Genomic DNA, 16665 nt, shown 5'->3' on the forward strand with positions numbered 1-16665 from the left:
GAGTCGTGGCTAGGGAAGCAGGATAAGAAGAGCGCTTGGTGCGAAGCAGAGGACTTGAACCTCCACGGGAGTTACCCCACTGGAACCTGAATCCAGCGCGTCTGCCAATTCCGCCAGCTTCGCGAGCGGGGACGGCATCACTACCTCACCCCCTCGCGTTCCGTCAAGCGCTGTGTCACGCCCCGAGCGTTTTTCTTCCGTCGACTGTTCCGTCCGTTGCGTCCGTTACGCCTGTTGCATCCATCATCTCCATCACCTCCGTTGTGCCCGTCGCGTTCCCGTCCTTCGCCTCGCCCGGGTCTCCTGGTTTCCTGCAGCTGCCAGCTGACCCCGGCGCGCGGCCTCCTTGCCTGGTTGGTTGCCCCGCTGACGCTGCACCGGTGCACGGCGGGGAGCGCCTGTGCTAGGGGAGCGCGCTCCCATGGCGGCCATCGGCTCACCTCCTCCCCTCCTTCTCTTCGTCGGCGTGCGCGCCGTCGACCCGACCCAACAGCTCGACGACGTGATCGACGTCGTCGTGGAAGACGGCGTCATCACCCGGGCGGGACGCGGCGCAGCGACCGACGAGCTGCGCCGCGCCGACCGGGCCGAGATCATCCAGGGCGATGGGCTCCTGCTCCTCCCCGCGTTCGTCGATCTCCACGCCCACCTCCGCGAGCCCGGGCAGGAGTACAAGGAAGACATCGCCTCCGGGCTGGCCGCCGCGGCGGCCGGCGGCTTCGCCCACGTGTGCGCGATGCCGAACACGCGGCCGGTCAACGACACCCGCTCCATCACCGAGGCCATGATCGCGCGAGCCCGCGCGATCGGGGGGCCCGCGCTCCACCCCATCGGCGCGATCACGATGGGCCAGAAGGGCACGGAGCTCACCGAGATGGCCGATCTCAAGGACGCCGGCGCCGTGGCGGTCTCCGACGACGGCCGCTGCGTGACGTCGAGCTCCGTCATGCGCCGCGCGCTCGAGTACGCGAAGACCTTCGATCTCACGATCATCCAGCACGCCGAGGACCACGCGCTCACCGACGGGGCGCAGATGCACGAGGGGGCGATCTCGACGCGGCTCGGTCTCCGGGGCTGGCCGCGCGTGGCCGAGGACATCATCGTCGCGCGCGACGTGCTGCTCGCCGAGGCCACCGGCGCGCGCTACCACGTCGCGCATATCTCGTCGCTCGGGGCGGTCCGCATCCTCCGCGAGGCGAAGGCCCGCGGCATCGCCGTGACCACCGAGGTGACGCCGCACCACCTGACGCTCACCGACGCCGCCGTGCTCGGCTACGACACGGCGTGCAAGGTCAACCCGCCCCTTCGTGAGCAAGCGGACGTCGACGCGCTCCGCGAGGCGCTCGCGGACGGCACCATCGACGCCGTCGCGACCGACCACGCGCCCCACTCCACGCTCGAGAAGGAATGCGAGTTCGCCGAGGCGTCGCCCGGCCTCATCGGCCTCGAGCTCGTCGTCCCGGTCCTGCTCGATCTCGTCCGGCAGGGCGCCCTCCCCCTCGGGCGGCTCGTCGACGCCCTCACCCGCGCCCCCGCCCGCATCGCGCGGCTCGAGGCGCCCACGATCAAGGCCGGCGCCCGCGCCGAGCTCTGCCTCGTGGATCCGAACCTGAGCTTCGTGCTCGAGCCGGCGCGCCTCCGCTCGAAGAGCAAGAACACGCCGTTCCTCGGCCGGCAGCTCACGGGCCGCGTCAAGATGACGCTCGCCTCGGGGCGGGTCGTCTTCGTCGACGGCGAGGGAGCGGCGACATGAGCTCGCGCAAGGTCCATTTCGTCAGCCTCGGGTGCCCCAAGAACCGCGTCGACTCCGAGGTGATGCTCGGCGTCGCCCGCGCGGCCGGCTACGCGCACGTCGACGACGCCGCCGAGGCCGAGGTGATCGTCGTCAACACCTGCGGCTTCATCGGCGACGCGAAGAAGGAGTCGATCGACGCCATCTTCGAGATGGCGCAGCACAAGGAGCACGGCAGCTGCAAGCGCCTGGTCGTGGCCGGCTGCCTGTCGCAGCGCCACCCCGAGGAGCTCGCCCGCGAGATGCCCGAGGTCGATCACTTCCTCGGGTCGAGCGACATGCTCAAGCTCGGCCGGGTGCTCGCGGGCGACGCGGAGCGGATGCTCGTCGGCAACCCCGCCGAGTGGCTGATCCAGGCCGGCGATCCGCGCACCCTCTCGACCCCCGGCGGCAGCGCTTACGTCAAGATCGCCGAGGGCTGCAACCGCACCTGCTCGTTCTGCGTGATCCCGGACCTGCGCGGCGCGCAGCGCTCCCGGCCCATCCCGGACGTGGTGCGCGAGGTGGAGCAGCTCGCGGCGGCGGGCGTCCGCGAGATCAACCTCATCTCGCAGGACACGATCGCCTACGGCCGCGACGCGGCGGGCCGCGCCGAGGACGGCGCGCGCGCGACGCTCGCGCAGCTCGTCGAGCGGGTCGCCGACGTGCCCGGCGTGCGCTGGGTGCGGCTGTTCTACCTGTACCCCGAGACGATGACCGACGACCTCGTCGAGCTGCTCGCCGGCCACCCGCGGGTCGTGCCCTACGTCGACATGCCGCTCCAGCACGCCGCCGACGCGATGCTGCGGCGGATGCGGCGCGGCCACGGCGGCGATCGCCTCCGCCGGGTCGTCTCCACGCTGCGCGAGCGCGTCCCAAACCTAACGTTCCGCACCGCGTTCATCGTCGGCCACCCCGGCGAGACCGACGCCGAGTTCGAGGAGCTCTGCGACTTCGTGCGCTGGGCCGAGTTCGAGCGCGTCGGCGTGTTCCGCTACTCCGACGAGGAGGCGAGCCGCAGCTACGAGCTCGAGGGCAAGGTACCCGCGCGTACGGCCGCGAGCCGCTACCGCCGCCTCATGACGCTGCAGCGCCGCATCGCGCACAAGAAGAGCGCCGCCATGATCGGCCGCGAGCTCGAGGTGCTCGTCGAGGGGACGAGCGACGAGCACGAGTACGTGCTCATGGGCCGCCACGCCGGTCAGGCGCCCGAGATCGACGGACAGGTCTACCTCTCCGGCGGTGAGGTCCGCCCCGGCGAGATGTGCCGCGTCCGGATCACGCAGGCGAGCGACTACGATCTCGTCGGCGAGCTGCTCGACGACGAGGAGAGCGGGCGCGGCGCCGGGCTCCCCCCGGCCGCGGATCTTGGCGCCGCCACGGCGAAGCGGCGCGTCGCCCTGCGCGTGCTGCAAACCGATGGACGCGAGCGCCAACAGAATTGACGGTCCGGCGATCGGGTCGCGGCGCGATCGCTGAAAATCCCGCTGCATCAGCGCGCTCCGCGGCGGAGGGGGCGCGGCACACGGTGTGCTATGACGCCGTGCCGTGCCGATGCTCCGCCGCGCTGCGCTTCACCTCGCCGTCGCCTTCGCGATCTCGCTGCTCGCCGGTGCGGCGTGCCTGAGCCCGACGCTGCCGCTCCCCCCGCCCGAGCCAGCCGACACGATGCGGCCCGCCGCAGATCGCGAGGGGGTGTGGCAGATCGCGGGCAACTGCAGCCCTGGCGCGCGCGTCAGCCTCTTCAACGAGCGGACGCAGCGGGGCGTGATCGAGGACGACACCGACGGGAACGGCCGTTACCTCCTCGAGATCGAGGCTCAGCTCTGCGACACCCTGCTCGTGTGGCAGGAGCTGGAGGGCAACGGAGGCGAGGAGAGCGAGGCGCAATCGTTTGTCGTCGAGGAGCGCACACCGCTCGGCGTCGTGAACGACGCCTGCCCCTGAGCGCGCGACGAAGCCCCATGCGCCGAAGTGGGAGATAGTCACGACGCGGCGACGTGACGACGCGGTGACGTGACGACGACGCGGCGCGCCGCGCCCGATGGCCGCTCTCGACGCGTGAGCGGAGCATCGTGATAGGGTGTTGGCGTGATGGCGTCGATCCCGCCGAGCATCCCGCAGAACGCCACCCGGGTGCTGGTCGTCGATGACGAGCCGGGCCTCCGCCAGGTGCTCCACATTGCCTTCCACCGCCAGGGCTACGAGGTCGTGGTCGCGCCCGGAGCGCGCGCCGCCATCGAGGCGATCCGCCAGAACCCGCAGCCGTTCCCGCTCGTCCTCACCGACCTCGTGATGCCCGACGGCTCGGGGATCGAGGTGCTCACGGCCGCGAAGGCGCGGAGCAACGCGACCGAGGTGATCGTGATGACCGCGCACTCCACGGTGGAGAGCGCGCTCGACGCGATGCGCCACGGCGCGTACGACTTCGTGACCAAGCCGTTCTCGCCGGCGGAGCTCACCGCGCTCGCCGCGAAGGCGCTCGAGAAGAGCTCGATCGTCGCGGAGAACCAGCGCCTGCGCGCGCAGCTCGAGCGGCTCGATCTCCCGTCGCGCGAGCCGCTCGGCACGAGCGCCGCGATGCAGCGGATCTCCGAGCTGATCGCCAAGATCGCGCCGACGCGCACCACCGTGCTGCTCACGGGTGAGAGCGGGACCGGCAAGGAACGGGTCGCCCGCGCGATCCACGACCAGAGCGATCGCGCGGCCAGGCCGTTCATGGTCGTCAACTGCGGGGCGCTCCCGGAGGCGCTCATGGAGAGCGAGCTGTTCGGCCACGAGAAGGGCTCGTTCACGGGCGCCGGCGCGCGCTCGATGGGCCTGTTCCGGGAGGCGGACGGCGGGACGCTGCTCCTCGACGAGATCGGGGAGCTGCCGGCCGCGCTTCAGGTGAAGCTCCTCCGCGTGCTCCAGGAGCGGAAGGTCCGCCCGGTCGGCGCCGCCGCGGAGATCTCGGTGGACGTCCGGGTCCTGGCCGCGACCAACCGCGACGTGGAGGCCGAGGTCCGCCAGGGCCGGTTCCGGCAGGATCTCTATTATCGGCTGAACGTCATCCGCATCGAGCTGCCGCCGCTACGCGAGCGCCCCGGGGACATCTCGCGGCTCGCCGAGCGCTTCCTCCGCCGCTTCGCCGCCGAGCTCGGCAAGGACGTCCGCGGCCTGACGACGGACGCGGTGCGCGCGCTCGACGCCTACGGCTTCCCGGGCAATGTGCGCGAGCTCGAGAACATGATGGAGCGCGCGGTGGCGCTCGCCGGAGGGCCCACGATCGGCCTCGGCGACCTCCCGAGCGCCGTCGCCGGCCTCAGCGCGAGCCCGGCGCCGCTGCTCGCGCAGCTCCCGCCCGAGGGGTGCGCGCTCGACGAGGTGATCGGCGAGCTCGAGCGCCGGCTCATCCTCCAGGCGCTCGAGCGCACCGGCGGCGTCCGCAAGGCGGCCGCGAAGCTGCTCGGCGTCTCGTTCCGGTCGCTGCGCTACCGCCTCGCCAAGCACGCCCTTGCCGCCGATGGGGAGGGCGACGACGACCCGGAGGGAGGATCCCGACGAGAATCGTCACCGCCGGGCGCCCTGCAGTGACGGTTTTCGTCACCGCCGCAAAAGAACACAACCCCACACCTCCGGCCCCCTGCCCTCGTCACCTCAAGGAAAACCGAGGCAACTCATGAGCTTCTCGCGCAACTCGAAGACGACGCCGCGCCGCGCGCTCCTTGGCACGTCACCTGCTGGAGCGTCAGGGCGCATGCGGAGCAGGCGGCGACAGCGAAGCGCAGCGAGGCGAGCGTTCACGCTCGTCGAGCTCCTCGTCGTCGTCGCGATGGTGGGTGTCCTCGCGGCGATCGCCATGGTCGGATACCGCAGGTACATGGACGCGGCGGGCATCGCCGAGCCGAAGGCGGTCATGCAGGGCATCCGCGGCGCGCAGGAGGCCTACAAGGCCGAGATGCTCGTGTACCTGAATGTGTCCAAGGGATCGCTCGATGCCTGGTACCCTGCGGGGACGCTCAGCGATCGCAAGCGCGCGTGGGGCGGCGCTCACCCGGACGCCACGGACTGGCAGCTGCTCAACGTGACGACGGACGGCGCGGTCCGCTTCGGATACGCGACCGTGGCCGGCGTCACCCCCCCCTTCGGCGTGACGCCACACGGAGGCTTCACATTCGCGGGGCTGCCCGCTGGCAATCCGCTGGCAGATCCGCAGTTCGCGCCGAACGGCCCGTGGTACGTCATCCAGGCGGCCGGTGATCGCGACTCGGATGGGACGTTGGCCTTGCTCCTGACGGCATCCACGATGTCAGGGATCTACTGGGAGAACGAAACGGAGTGACGGAGTAGAGGAGTCTTGCCCCGGCGCGGCGCGGCGCGGAGAGCGCCTGCCCGTGGGAGAGGTTTTCGCGCTGCGGGCCGGCCGAGCTCGCACCAGGCGACATCATGGTCAGTCTCGGCAAAGCATCCAATTAAAGAAAGCATCACGGAGGATCGACACTCATGCGTGCAATCAAGCGATATGACAGGAGAGGCTTCACGCTCGTCGAGCTCATGATCGTCGTCGCCATCATCGGCGTCCTCGCCGCGCTGGCGATCTACGGCGTGCGCCGGTACCTCGCGACCGCGAAGACCTCGGAGGCCAAGAACACGGTGGGCGCGATCACCCGTGGCGCCGCCGCCGCCTACGAGCGGGAGACCGCCGCCTCGCAGATCCTGGCCGGCGGTGGCACCTCGGCGGCCGCGAGCCACGAGCTCTGCGACTCGGCCGCCGCGGTTCCGGGGGCCATCCCACAGGGCACGAAGTACCAGCCGAACTCGACCGCGTTGCAAGACTTCAACGCGGGCACCGCGACCCAGGGCTGGCCGTGCCTCAAGTTCACGATATCGCAGCCGATCTACTATCAGTACCACTATCTCCGGGGTGCGAACAACACCCACGCCGCCCTCGCGGGCGCGCCCACGGTGGGCGCCGGGCTGCTCGGCTTCGAGGCGAGCGCCATCGGCGACATCGACGGCGACGGCACTGCGTTCAGCGGCTTCGCCCGCGGCGGCACCATCACCGACGGCGAGCTGGCGCTGGCCACGCAGGTCTTCGTCAACAACGAGTTCGAATGAGACCTCCCGGCTGCCCGGCTCACATGAGCCGGGCAGCCCCGGTCCATCGGCGTCGTCTGCGAGCGGAGAGGGCGTGTTATGTCGAGCACGACAGCGGTCCGTGGACGAGCCTTCACCCTCATCGAGGTCATGATCGTTGTCGCGATCGCCGGCGTGCTCGCCGCGCTGGCGATCGTCGGCGTGCGCAGCTACCTCGTCACGGCGAAGACGGCTGAAGCGAAGCAGGTCGTCGGCGCCATCACCCGCACCGCGATCGCCCAGTACGAGCGCGAGCGCGACGTCTCGCAGATCCTGGCGGCCACGGGCGTCGCCTCGGCGAACACGCACCTCCTCTGCACCTCGGCGACGCCGGTCCCGCTCCTCTTCGCGTCCGTCGAGGGGAAGAAGTACCAGCCGGACGATGCGCCGGGCCTCGACTTCAACTCGGGCTCGACGCTCGAGGGCTGGCAGTGCCTCGGCTTCTCGATCAGCCAGCCCATCTACTTCCAGTACTCGTACCAGGTCGGCGGAAGCTACGTCAGCCAGGGCCTGCTTGGCGCTCCCATCCCCGGACCGGACGGCTTCGAGGTGGGCGCGGTCGGGGACCTGAAGGGTGACGGGCAGAGGTACACGATCGCCCGCACCGGGGAGGTGCGCGACGGCGAGATCGCGACCAGCACCGCGATCTACACGAACATCGACTCCGACTGATGCGAACCGTGCCTCCCTCGCGCTTGTTCGATCGTGGAGGGGTGAGGTAGAGAGGAGCCCATGACCTGGCGCTCCTGGAGCGCGCTGGAGCTCAGCGCGGCCTTCGCGGTCGGCGGCAGCGTCCTCGCCGTCGCCGTCCCCGCGTTCTTCCGAAACCTCAGCGCGTCCAAGCTGAGCGAGCCCATCGAGGGGCTCGACCGGCTGGTGACGAGCGCGGTCGCCTACGCCGAGTCGCGGCCGCAGGAGATCAGCTTCCCGCCGGCCGCCCCGCTGACCCCGGCGCAGGTGCCGCGCGGCGTGCGCGCCGTCGATCCGCCGGAGTCGTGGGAGCACCTCACCTGGCGGTCGCTCGATTTCCGCTTCGAGGGGCCCCACGCGTTCTCCTTCCAGTTCACGAGCGAGGCCGACGCGTCGAAGGCCATGCGCTTCACCGCGACCGCGCACGGCGACCTCGACGGCGACGGCGTGCTGTCCACGTTCGAGGTGCGCGGCGAGCGGATCCCCGGGGAGCCGGCCCGCGTGCTGCCGGGCATGTTCGTGGACCGCGAGGTGGAATGATGGGGGACCCTCCCGCGCCCGGGGCGGGGCCTCCTCCGCCTCCTCCGGCAGCCCGCTCGCTCCTCGGCCGCCTCACAGGCGCGCGCGAGGCGCTCGTCGCCGTCGCGCTCTCCGCCGCCGCCGCCGTCGCCATCGGGAGCGTGCGCGCGCCGGCCGCAGACCTGGAGCAGCGGGTCGCCGAGACGTCCGACGTGTACGTGCTGCCGCCGACGGACGAGGTGGTCCGCCTGTCGCTCGGCTACCGCGCCGCGCTGGCCGATCTGCTCTGGTCGCACGTGCTCGTCTCGCAGGGCCTGCACACCATGGAGCGGCGCCGGTTCGAGAACCTCACCCTGCTGCTCGACGCCATCAACGCGCTCGATCCGACCTTCCGCGAGCCCTACCTGTTCGCGGACGCGCTCATCACGTTCCAGATGAGCGAGACGCCGCGCCACGAGGTCGTCAAGGCGCGAGAGATCATGGAGCGCGGAGTCCAGAACCGCCCCCACGACGGCGAGATCTGGCTCGCGCTCGGCCAGTTCGTCGCCTTCATCGCGCCGGCCACGTACCTGACCGATCCCGAGGAGAAGGCGCAGTGGCGCCTCGATGGGGCCCGGATGCTCGCGCGCGCCGCGGAGCTCGGCGGCGGCGACGCGAACATCAGCTGGCAGGCGCTCGGCGGCGCGGGCATCCTGGGCCGCGCCGGCGAGCGAGAGGCGCAGATCCGGTTCCTCCAGCGCACGCTCGCCGTCACCGACGACGAGGAGCTCAAGCAGAAGATCCGCGCGCAGCTCGACAAGCTCCTCGACGCGCGCGACGCAGAGAAGTACCGCCGGCGCCTCGACGGGTTCCGCGAGCTCTGGCGGCGCGATCTGCCGTTCGTCAGCAACACCGCGATCCTCGTGCTGGGCCCCCCGCGCGACCCGGCGTACTGCGCGGGCGGCGCGCACGCGGACGAGCCGCGCTGCGCGACCACCTGGCGCGCCTGGGCGGAGCGGGTCGAGGGCGAGCGGTGAGCTGCCTCGGGCGCTGAAGCGGCGCGCGCCAGGCATCCCTGGCGGCTAGATGTTCATTCGAACTTGACGGCCGCGGTCTTGGTCTCGCCTGCCTTCAGCGTGACGGTGACCGACTTCTTCCCGAGATCCGGATGGATGAACATCACCGTGTGCGACCCCGCGGAGACACTGACGCCCACCTTGGGCGTGCTCCCCAGCGGCCGCCCGTCGAGGACCACCTTCGAGACCGGGATCGAGTTGATGTTCAGCGTCGCACCGCCAGCAGCGGCCGCGGGCTCCGGCGCTTCCGCCGGCGCTTCCGCCTTCGGCGCGGCGGCCACGGGCTCCGACCTCGGTGCGGCCGGCTCCGGAGCAGGCGCGGGCGCGGCGGCGGCCGGCTCGGACTTGCGCGCCTCGTCGAGCGCGATCCGGATCGTCTTCTCGGCCTGCCCGTCCTCGAACGAGATCGCCTGAGAGAAGTCCTGGTGCCCCTTCTTCGTCGCCACGATCTTCCAGCGCTCGGACGCGGTGACATCCACCTTGACCGGCGGCTTCTTCCAGGCCGAATCGGGAAGCTTCTTCTCCGTGCCCTTGGCGCTCACCAGCTTGACCGAGGCGCCCGACGTGGCGAGCTCCAGCGTCACCTGCCCCTTCAGCACCTTGAGCGCGACCGCGCCGAGGTCCTTCATCTGGCCCTGGCCGACGTCCACCGTCTGCTCCAGAGGCTCGAAGCGCTCGCCGCCGTCGAAGCGGATCTTGTGCTCCCCCGGCGGCACGCTGACCTCGACGGGGAGCGCGCCCTTCTCCTCGCCGTCGATGAAGACCTTCACGCCGGGCGCGCCCGACGCCTTCACGCCGGTCGTGGTCGACGCGCTGGTGGAAGACCGCTCGGCGCCGGCCGCGTCGAGCGTGATCACGACGACCTTCTCCTTGCCGCCCTCGACGATCTCGACGGCGTCGCGCGGCGGGAAGTCGGGGGCGAGGATCTTGACCACCTTGGAGCCGGGCTCGAGATCGCGCACGACGCAAGGCACGGTGTCGCAGCGCTTCTGGCCGTCGAGGAAGATCTCGGCCCGGTCGACGGCACCGCCGCCCGGGGTCTTCAGGTCGATCGTGAGCGCGCCCTTCTTCGGCACCAGCATGACCACCGCCAGGATGAGCACGGCGACCAGCGCGAGCCCGCCGAGGAGCACGCCCACCTTGCCGGCGCCCTGCTGCACCACGTGGCGCGGGCGGATCTCCGTCGGCTCGTCCTTGCGCGACAGCGCGCGGAGCCCGAGATCCGGCGGCATCGCCGGCGCGGGCGGGGCGCTCGGGATCGGCGGCGGCGCCGGGACGGGGGTGCGCACCCGCGAGGCCGACGCCGCGCCGCCAGAGCTCGCGACCAGCGCCGCGGCCACCTTCGGGATCGCCGGCGAGCCCGCCGCCGGCAGCGCGCTCGAGCGCCCTGGATTGTAGTCGTTCCCCTGCTTGTCGTAGACGTGGGTCGACTCCTCGTCGTCGTCCCAGTTCATGTCGACCGCGGTGCCCTTGACCGAGCGAGGCTTCGCGTCGTCACCCGCCTTCAGCGGCGGCTTCACCGACGGCAGGCGCACCGGCGGAGGGACCACCGGAGGCAGCGAGCCCGAGGCCCCGCTGACCGGCGCCGGCGGCAGCGGGCTCTTCGACGGCAGGGCCGGGGCGCTGATCGCGGGCAGGGACGGCTGGCGCGACCGAGGCGGCACCACGGGCGGCAGGGAGCCCGACTTGACCGAGGGAGGCATCGGCGGCGGGAGCGACCCCGGGCTCGTCCCCTTCGCCGACAGGGGCGGCGGAAGCGACGCCAGACCGGTCCCCTTCTGCGTCACGGCCGGCGGCGGGAGCGACGGCGGCGGGAGCGACGGCGGCGGGAGCGACGGCGGCGGGAGCGACACCGGACCGGTCCCCTTCAACGGCACGGGCGGCGGAAGCGACCCCGGGCTCGTCCCCTTCGACGGCACGGGCGGCGGGAGCGACGACGGGCCGGCCCCCTTCTGCGTCACGGGCGGCGGAAGCGGAGACGGCACGCCGCTGGGGAGCGTCGCCGCATGGTTCGGCGGCGGCGGCACCGCCGCGCCGACGAGGGTGCGCGACCGCGCAGGCGGCGAGGGAGGTACGAGGGCGGTGCTCGTCGCGGGCGACTTCTTCTTCGCGAGCCCCTCGAATACGTCCAGATCGCTGCCGCCCTTGTTGTCCGCCATGTTCGAGAACTCCTCAGGATATGCGGCGCCGTTCACCGCGGCGTCCCGGAAACGGAAACGAAAACGGAAACGATCGCGCATGCTCCGCGCGACGAGCGTGAGCTCGATGTACAAGCGCTCGTCGCGGGCGAGCTCGGAGCGCGCTAGAATACCCTGATCCGCTGCAGCGTACCGCTGGTCCGGTGACTTCGCGAGCGCCATCGGGAGGATCTCGGCGGCAGCGAGGCGCCGCGCGCGCCGCGATCTCGCGCGGATCCAGCGCTCCACCACCGGCGATGCGGCGCGCGACGTCCGCGGCGCGCGCGACGTCGGCTGCGCTCCGCAATGCGACGCTGCGCGCGATCCACCACCCGCACATCGCGCGCGCGCCCCCGCCCGGCGAGCCCACGCAGATCCGCGCCGAGATGTCGCAAGCTCCGAAGGATCGCAATCGATGCACCGGCCGACGTGTATTAGTCCGTCGGGCCGCCAGCGCACAAGCGCCTACTGCACGTCAGGGAAGGGCCAAGGCGCCGTCACGCTCAGTGATCGCCGCCTGCCGTTTCCTCTTTCTTCGGCTTTTTGAAGTACCGAACGCGCTTCTGCTGCAGCGGGTACCAGACGCTGTGCGGAACGATCGGTGTGGATTCGAACATCCGGCCAGCGCCAGGCGCCTCGGCGCGCGTGAGCCGGACGGCGCGCGGGCCTGACGGCGGATGGACGGCGGCGCCGGAGAGATCGGTATCGCCGCCGAGGGCCACCGAGAGCGGCCGGGGCAGGTAGAGCCGCGAGGAGCAGCCGAGCCCCGCCAGGAAATCCTGGAGCAGCTTGGCGTCGCGCGGGTCGGCGGGCGCCGGAGGCGGCGCCGATGCGTCCGGCGCCAGCGCGGCGTCCGGGGCGCTGGACGGCCCGGCCGCGGCCCGCTCGACGTAGATCAGCATCCCATCCTCGTCGTTGACGCCCAGCGCGGCCACGGCCCTCGCGCTGCCGAGCGCCCCCGTCGCGATCCGGACCGCGCCGCGCACAGGGGAGGCCGGCGAGGCGGAGAAGGACCCGGCCGAGTGCCAGATGCTCGACCCCTCGCCCTGCCCCGCGCCGGGCGTCGCGGCGCCGTCGCTGAAGAGCGCCACGGTCGCTCCCGCCCCGGCCGGCGGGGACGCCCCGGGCTCGCCCAGCGGCGCGGCCGTGACGGTCCGCGGGTCCACCTTGAGCACCCGCAGCCGGACATCGGGCCGCGCGGGATCGGGGCGGATCTCGGTGATCGCGAGCGCATAGGGGAAGCCGTGCTGCGGGAGCCCCTGGGTGCGCCAGGCGCCCTCCCCCGCCTCGGCCGGCGCCGCGCGGGGTGCCAAGGGGGGCCCCGGCAACAGGTGCCGCAGCGTCATGTAGAAGAAATCGCGCGCCTCCCGCCGGATATAGCGGGGGAAGTTCATCAGGCCCATGCCGCGGATGAGCCGGCGGCCGCGGAACCGGTAGCCCGAGAGCCCCGAGACATCGCCCTCGGTCTCCCATTCCCCCTGGAGCGGGCGCCCCAGCGGCGGCAGCTCGCCGGTCGGCGCCACACGATAGAACTCGAGCCCGCTGTGGCCCGCGTTCATGTCGAGCGCGATCCCGTAGGAGCAGCGGGCCTGGATCATCGCCTGGGCCAGGGCCTCCGGACTCACGTCGGCGCCATAGAAATAGGCGACGAAGCGCTCCCGGGTCAGGCAGATGCCGGTCCTGACCGTGTGCGTCTTGTCGGCCCACCCGGGCGGCGTGCCTCCCCACCACGTCCGGCCGAAGGGATTCCATTTCTCGTCCTCGACCATGACCGTCATGTTCTGGCGGAACGACAGCATCCATTCGGGGACGTTCTCGTCCTCCGACCAGCTCCCGAAGACGGTGCTGCCGTCGCGCCGGACGGCCACCGTCGCGGCGTAGGGCTTCGGCGGCAGGTACATCACCCCGTCGGCCATCATGCCGAACTCGCCGTGCATCGCCTGGAAGCCGGCGTTCGACGCGGCGACCACGCGCTTCATGACCTCGGGCGTGCGCGGGATGAGCCCCGGCCCGGCCTCGCCCGTCGCGCCCTTGGGCTCCACCGTGCCCGCCATCATGTGGAGCTCCACCTGGCGCGGGTCCCAGAGCGCGATGTAGACGCGCGTCGCCTTGCGCGAGCGGTCCGTCCGGAGGAACGTGGTCATGAACGCCGGCGGGAGCCCGTCGAGCTGGCGCACGAAGGCGCCGCCCCCCTGGGGGTTCCACTGCCCCTCGCCCGGCAGCGGCGGCGTCACCCAGGGCTCGAGCGGCGCCGGCGGCCAGCCGATCTCGGGATCGATCGGGATCTGGCGGACGGGCGGATCCAGCTCGCTCTGGCCGAGGTCCGCGGCGATGTCCTCCGCGCCGGTGTCGCCCGTCACCGCCTCCTTGTTGCGGAGGACGAAATCCAGCGCCGTGAACGCCACGGCCTTGACCGTCTGCATCGCGGCGTCGCCGATCACGAGGCGCACCCGGTCGACCGCCCAGGTGACGAGGTTCCCCGGCCGCGCGACCTCGGACGCCTCGGCGCGGATCCACGCGGGCAGCGCCGCGTCGTCCACGCCGCGCGCCGGCAGACGGGCCTCGCGGCCGCCCGCGCGGACGACGACCGCGCTGTCGTCCTCCAGCGCGACGGCGACGTCGCCCGCGTCCGGGGCGCGGCGGCTCCGCGGCTCCTCGGCGCCCGGCTCCTCGGGGTGCGGCTCCTCGGCGCCGTTCTCCTCGCTCCGGGCGAGGTCGATCGCGAAGGTCCGCCGGCCGATCCCGCGCAGCCGGCCTGTCGCCTGCCAGCTCGTGACGGCGTGCTGGAGCCGCTCGACGAGGGACCAGTCCGCGCCGCCCGAGAGCCCTTGCCCGTCCAGCTCGAGCACGTGCACCGTGGGCGACGCGGCCTCGATCAGCGGGCGCGAGACGTAGGCGAGGGCCTCGCCGCGGAGCACGGGCTTCGACTCGTCCGCGCCGCTCGTCTCGGTGAGGTTGTGGATCGCCGAGACGTCGAGCAGGACGCCCTCCGGCGAGAGCCTCGCGTCGACGAGGTACAGGTCGGTGGGCTCCCCGCGCTCGCCGCCGGCGCGCACGCCGCGCGCGACCGCGCGCGCATCGACGCCGAACGGGCGGAGGCCGCCGCGCGGCGGATCCACCCACACCACCTCGCCGGCCGCCGCGGCGATGCCCCGCGCCGCGAGCTCCGCGGCGAGCGCGGTCGAGCGGTCGCGAGCGCCTCCGCCGACGTCGGGCGACATCGCTACGGCCGCGGACGCGCAGAGGACGAGGATGCCGATGCGCTGGCGGCGCAGGGAGGGCGTTTTCGGGGACTGCATTCGCGGACAACGCGCGGAGGGGCGGGGCTCTTGCCCGGGCGGTCGAGGACGACCGGACGCGCGCGCGGCAGCCGTTATCATCGTTTTTGTACCGCGGCCAGGTTCGGGGGCGCGCGGCGCTAGCGTCCGCCGAACCGGCGGTGCTACATCGGGCGCGCCCATGTCGAACGCTGACTCGCCCCCTCTCCGCCGCGACGAGGCGCTGACGATAGCGCGCCTCGCCCACCTCGACCTCTCCGCCGAGGAAATCGAGCGCCTCACCGGTGATCTCGGCAACATCCTCAGCTACGTCCGGCAGCTCGAGGAGCTCGACGTCTCGGCGGTGCCGCCGACGGCGCACGTGCAGATCGAGCGGCTGCCGCTCCGCGCCGACGAGGAGGCGCCGAGCCTGCCGCGCGAGGTGGCCCTGCGGGAGGCGCCGCGGGTCGAGGACGACGGGTTCGCCGTTCCGGCGTTCGTGGACGAGGGGTGACGCCGATGGACACAGCGATCCTCGATCGATCCATCCCGGAGCTCGCGGCGCTCGTGCAGCGCGGCGAGGTGAGCGCCGAGGAGGTGGCCAGGGCCGCGCTCTCGCGCATCGAGCAGCGCGACGGCGCGCTGGGCGCCTTTCTCACCGTGCAGGGGGAGCAGGCCGTCGCGGCGGCGCGCGCGCTCGACGCGCGGCGCGCGCGGGGCGAGGAGCTCGGCCCACTCGCCGGCGTGCCGATCGGCCTCAAGGACGCGCTCTGCACCGAGGGCGCCCCGACGACCGCCGGCTCGAAGATCCTCACGCGGGCGGCGGCGGGCGGGGACGGCGCGCCTACGACGCTCGACCCGGCGCGCGGGTTCCGCCCGCAGTTCGACGCGACGGTCGTCGCCCGCCTGCGCGAGGCCGGCGCGATCCTGCCGGGCAAATGCAACATGGACGAGTTCGCGATGGGCTCGTCGAACGAGAACAGCGCCTTCGGCCCGGTAAAGAACCCGTGGGACCCGTCGCGCATCCCCGGCGGATCGTCCGGCGGAAGCGCGGTCGCGGTGGCGGCGGGGATGACGCCCGGCTCGCTCGGGTCGGACACGGGGGGCTCCATCCGCCAGCCGGCGAGCCTCACCGGCGTCGTCGGCATCAAGCCGACGTACGGCCGCGTCTCTCGCTACGGCCTCATCGCGTTCGCCTCGAGCCTCGACCAGATCGGGCCGTTCGCGCAGGACGTGAAGGGCGCGGCGCGCCTGCTCGAGGTGATCTCGGGCCGCGATCCGCGCGACGCGACGAGCCTCGACGCCCCGGTGGGCGCCTGCGAGGCCGCGTGCGGCCGCGACGTCGCGGGGCTGCGCATCGGGGTGCCCGAGGAGTACTTCGCGAAGGGCATCGACGCGCGGGTCGAGGCGAAGGTGCGGGAGGCCATCGAGGGACTGCGCGGCCTCGGCTGCGAGATCAAGCCCGTGCGCCTGCCGCACACGCGGTACGCCGTGGCGGCCTACTACATCGTCGCGACGGCGGAGGCGTCGTCCAACCTGGCGCGCTTCGACGGCGTGCGCTTCGGGCTGCGCGTCGAGGGCGACCGCGGCGGCAAGGCGGACCTCCAGGGCCTCTACGGCCGGACGCGCGGCGAGGGGTTCGGCCGGGAGGTGAAGCGCCGGATCCTGCTCGGCACGTACGTGCTGTCCGCGGGCTACTACGACGCGTATTACCTGCGCGCGCAGAAGGTCAGGACGCTGATCCGGCGCGATTTCGACGAGGCCTTCCGCGAGGCGGACCTCATCGCGGCGCCGGTCTCGCCGACGGTCGCTTTCCGGCTGGGGGAGCGGGTGGACGATCCGCTGTCGATGTACCTGGCCGACGTCTACACGCTGCCCGCCAGCATGGCCGGGCTGCCCGCGATCAGCGTCCCGTGCGCGACAGCGCAGGCGCCGGACGGCGGGCCTCCGCTGCCGGTCGGCCTGCAGCTCATCGGCCCTGCGCTGGAGGAGGCGCGGCTCTGCCAGGCGGCCTACGCGTGGGAGCAGATCTCGCCGGTGCGCGGGCTGCGCGCGCGCGTGTCGAACGCGTGACGAGC

General features: G+C 72.5%; 13 protein-coding genes and 1 tRNA gene. 11 read left to right on the top strand and 3 right to left on the bottom strand.

Features of this window, described 5'->3' with window-relative positions; translation table 11 throughout:
* Window positions 1-36: 36 nt before the first annotated feature.
* Window positions 37-123 (bottom strand) — tRNA-Leu (locus WME73_RS23905).
* 298 nt (window positions 124-421) lie between these two features.
* Here WME73_RS23905 and WME73_RS23910 point away from each other — a divergent pair.
* The 9 genes from WME73_RS23910 to WME73_RS23950 all read left to right on the top strand — a co-directional run bounded on the left by WME73_RS23910 (window position 422) and on the right by WME73_RS23950 (window position 9114).
* The gene (locus WME73_RS23910; RefSeq protein WP_437917170.1) at window positions 422-1753 is read left to right on the top strand and encodes a dihydroorotase; all 1332 of its coding nucleotides are present in this window, start codon (window positions 422-424) and stop codon (window positions 1751-1753) included.
* Window positions 1750-3216: a 30S ribosomal protein S12 methylthiotransferase RimO gene (gene rimO / locus WME73_RS23915; RefSeq protein WP_437917171.1), complete on the top strand. Its 1467-nt coding sequence runs from the start codon at window positions 1750-1752 to the stop codon at window positions 3214-3216. The genes WME73_RS23910 and rimO overlap by 4 nt, the downstream gene beginning before the upstream one ends.
* A 109-nt stretch (window positions 3217-3325) precedes the next feature.
* The gene (locus tag WME73_RS23920) at window positions 3326-3718 is read left to right on the top strand and encodes a hypothetical protein (protein ID WP_437917425.1); all 393 of its coding nucleotides are present in this window, start codon (window positions 3326-3328) and stop codon (window positions 3716-3718) included.
* 147 nt (window positions 3719-3865) lie between these two features.
* On the top strand, window positions 3866-5347 hold the full coding sequence (locus WME73_RS23925; RefSeq protein ID WP_437917426.1) for a sigma-54-dependent transcriptional regulator: 1482 nt from the start codon (window positions 3866-3868) through the stop codon (window positions 5345-5347).
* Between the two features lie 85 nt (window positions 5348-5432).
* Complete coding sequence (locus WME73_RS23930) at window positions 5433-6095, top strand: type IV pilin protein (protein ID WP_437917172.1); 663 nt, start codon at window positions 5433-5435, stop codon at window positions 6093-6095.
* A gap of 161 nt (window positions 6096-6256) precedes the next feature.
* Window positions 6257-6871, top strand: coding sequence for a pilin (locus WME73_RS23935; RefSeq protein WP_437917173.1), 615 nt, complete (start codon window positions 6257-6259; stop codon window positions 6869-6871).
* 78 nt (window positions 6872-6949) lie between these two features.
* Window positions 6950-7561 (top strand): type IV pilin protein, encoded by a 612-nt coding sequence (locus WME73_RS23940; protein WP_437917174.1) that lies wholly within the window; start codon window positions 6950-6952, stop codon window positions 7559-7561.
* Window positions 7562-7621: 60 nt separating this feature from the next.
* Window positions 7622-8119 carry a hypothetical protein gene (locus WME73_RS23945; protein ID WP_437917175.1) on the top strand — a complete coding sequence of 166 codons (498 nt, stop codon included), beginning with the start codon at window positions 7622-7624 and terminating at the stop codon, window positions 8117-8119.
* On the top strand, window positions 8116-9114 hold the full coding sequence (locus WME73_RS23950) for a hypothetical protein (protein WP_437917176.1): 999 nt from the start codon (window positions 8116-8118) through the stop codon (window positions 9112-9114). Before WME73_RS23945 ends, WME73_RS23950 begins: the two co-directional genes overlap by 4 nt.
* A 53-nt stretch (window positions 9115-9167) precedes the next feature.
* Here WME73_RS23950 and WME73_RS23955 read toward each other — a convergent pair whose 3' ends face one another.
* The gene (locus WME73_RS23955) at window positions 9168-11513 is read right to left on the bottom strand and encodes a PEGA domain-containing protein (protein WP_437917177.1); all 2346 of its coding nucleotides are present in this window, start codon (window positions 11511-11513) and stop codon (window positions 9168-9170) included.
* Window positions 11514-11833: 320 nt separating this feature from the next.
* Window positions 11834-14629, bottom strand: a complete 2796-nt coding sequence (locus tag WME73_RS23960; RefSeq protein WP_437917178.1) for a hypothetical protein — start codon at window positions 14627-14629, stop codon at window positions 11834-11836.
* A 160-nt stretch (window positions 14630-14789) separates the two neighbouring features.
* On the opposite strand from WME73_RS23960, the gene gatC reads away from it, so the two are divergent.
* Both gatC and gatA read left to right on the top strand, forming a co-directional pair.
* On the top strand, window positions 14790-15101 hold the full coding sequence (gene gatC, locus WME73_RS23965; RefSeq protein ID WP_012236913.1) for an Asp-tRNA(Asn)/Glu-tRNA(Gln) amidotransferase subunit GatC: 312 nt from the start codon (window positions 14790-14792) through the stop codon (window positions 15099-15101).
* A gap of 5 nt (window positions 15102-15106) precedes the next feature.
* Window positions 15107-16660: an Asp-tRNA(Asn)/Glu-tRNA(Gln) amidotransferase subunit GatA gene (gatA, locus tag WME73_RS23970; RefSeq protein ID WP_437917179.1), complete on the top strand. Its 1554-nt coding sequence runs from the start codon at window positions 15107-15109 to the stop codon at window positions 16658-16660.
* Window positions 16661-16665 lie beyond the last annotated feature (5 nt).

The organism is Sorangium sp. So ce302 (assembly GCF_051530145.1).
Lineage (GTDB): Bacteria > Myxococcota_A > Polyangia > Polyangiales > Polyangiaceae > Sorangium > Sorangium cellulosum_B.

What these genes read in the sequence shown, in the direction of transcription:
- WME73_RS23930 (WP_437917172.1), top strand. Translation starts at nt 5,433, where the DNA reads ATGAGCTTCTCGCGCAACTCGAAGACGACGCCGCGCCGCGCGCTCCTT.
- WME73_RS23940 (WP_437917174.1), top strand. Translation starts at nt 6,950, where the DNA reads ATGTCGAGCACGACAGCGGTCCGTGGACGAGCCTTCACCCTCATCGAG.
- rimO (WP_437917171.1), top strand. Translation starts at nt 1,750, where the DNA reads ATGAGCTCGCGCAAGGTCCATTTCGTCAGCCTCGGGTGCCCCAAGAAC.
- gatA (WP_437917179.1), top strand. Translation starts at nt 15,107, where the DNA reads ATGGACACAGCGATCCTCGATCGATCCATCCCGGAGCTCGCGGCGCTC.
- gatC (WP_012236913.1), top strand. Translation starts at nt 14,790, where the DNA reads ATGTCGAACGCTGACTCGCCCCCTCTCCGCCGCGACGAGGCGCTGACG.
- WME73_RS23960 (WP_437917178.1), bottom strand. Translation starts at nt 14,629, where the DNA reads ATGCAGTCCCCGAAAACGCCCTCCCTGCGCCGCCAGCGCATCGGCATC.
- WME73_RS23950 (WP_437917176.1), top strand. Translation starts at nt 8,116, where the DNA reads ATGATGGGGGACCCTCCCGCGCCCGGGGCGGGGCCTCCTCCGCCTCCT.
- WME73_RS23945 (WP_437917175.1), top strand. Translation starts at nt 7,622, where the DNA reads ATGACCTGGCGCTCCTGGAGCGCGCTGGAGCTCAGCGCGGCCTTCGCG.
- WME73_RS23925 (WP_437917426.1), top strand. Translation starts at nt 3,866, where the DNA reads ATGGCGTCGATCCCGCCGAGCATCCCGCAGAACGCCACCCGGGTGCTG.
- WME73_RS23920 (WP_437917425.1), top strand. Translation starts at nt 3,326, where the DNA reads ATGCTCCGCCGCGCTGCGCTTCACCTCGCCGTCGCCTTCGCGATCTCG.
- WME73_RS23935 (WP_437917173.1), top strand. Translation starts at nt 6,257, where the DNA reads ATGCGTGCAATCAAGCGATATGACAGGAGAGGCTTCACGCTCGTCGAG.
- WME73_RS23910 (WP_437917170.1), top strand. Translation starts at nt 422, where the DNA reads ATGGCGGCCATCGGCTCACCTCCTCCCCTCCTTCTCTTCGTCGGCGTG.
- WME73_RS23955 (WP_437917177.1), bottom strand. Translation starts at nt 11,513, where the DNA reads ATGGCGCTCGCGAAGTCACCGGACCAGCGGTACGCTGCAGCGGATCAG.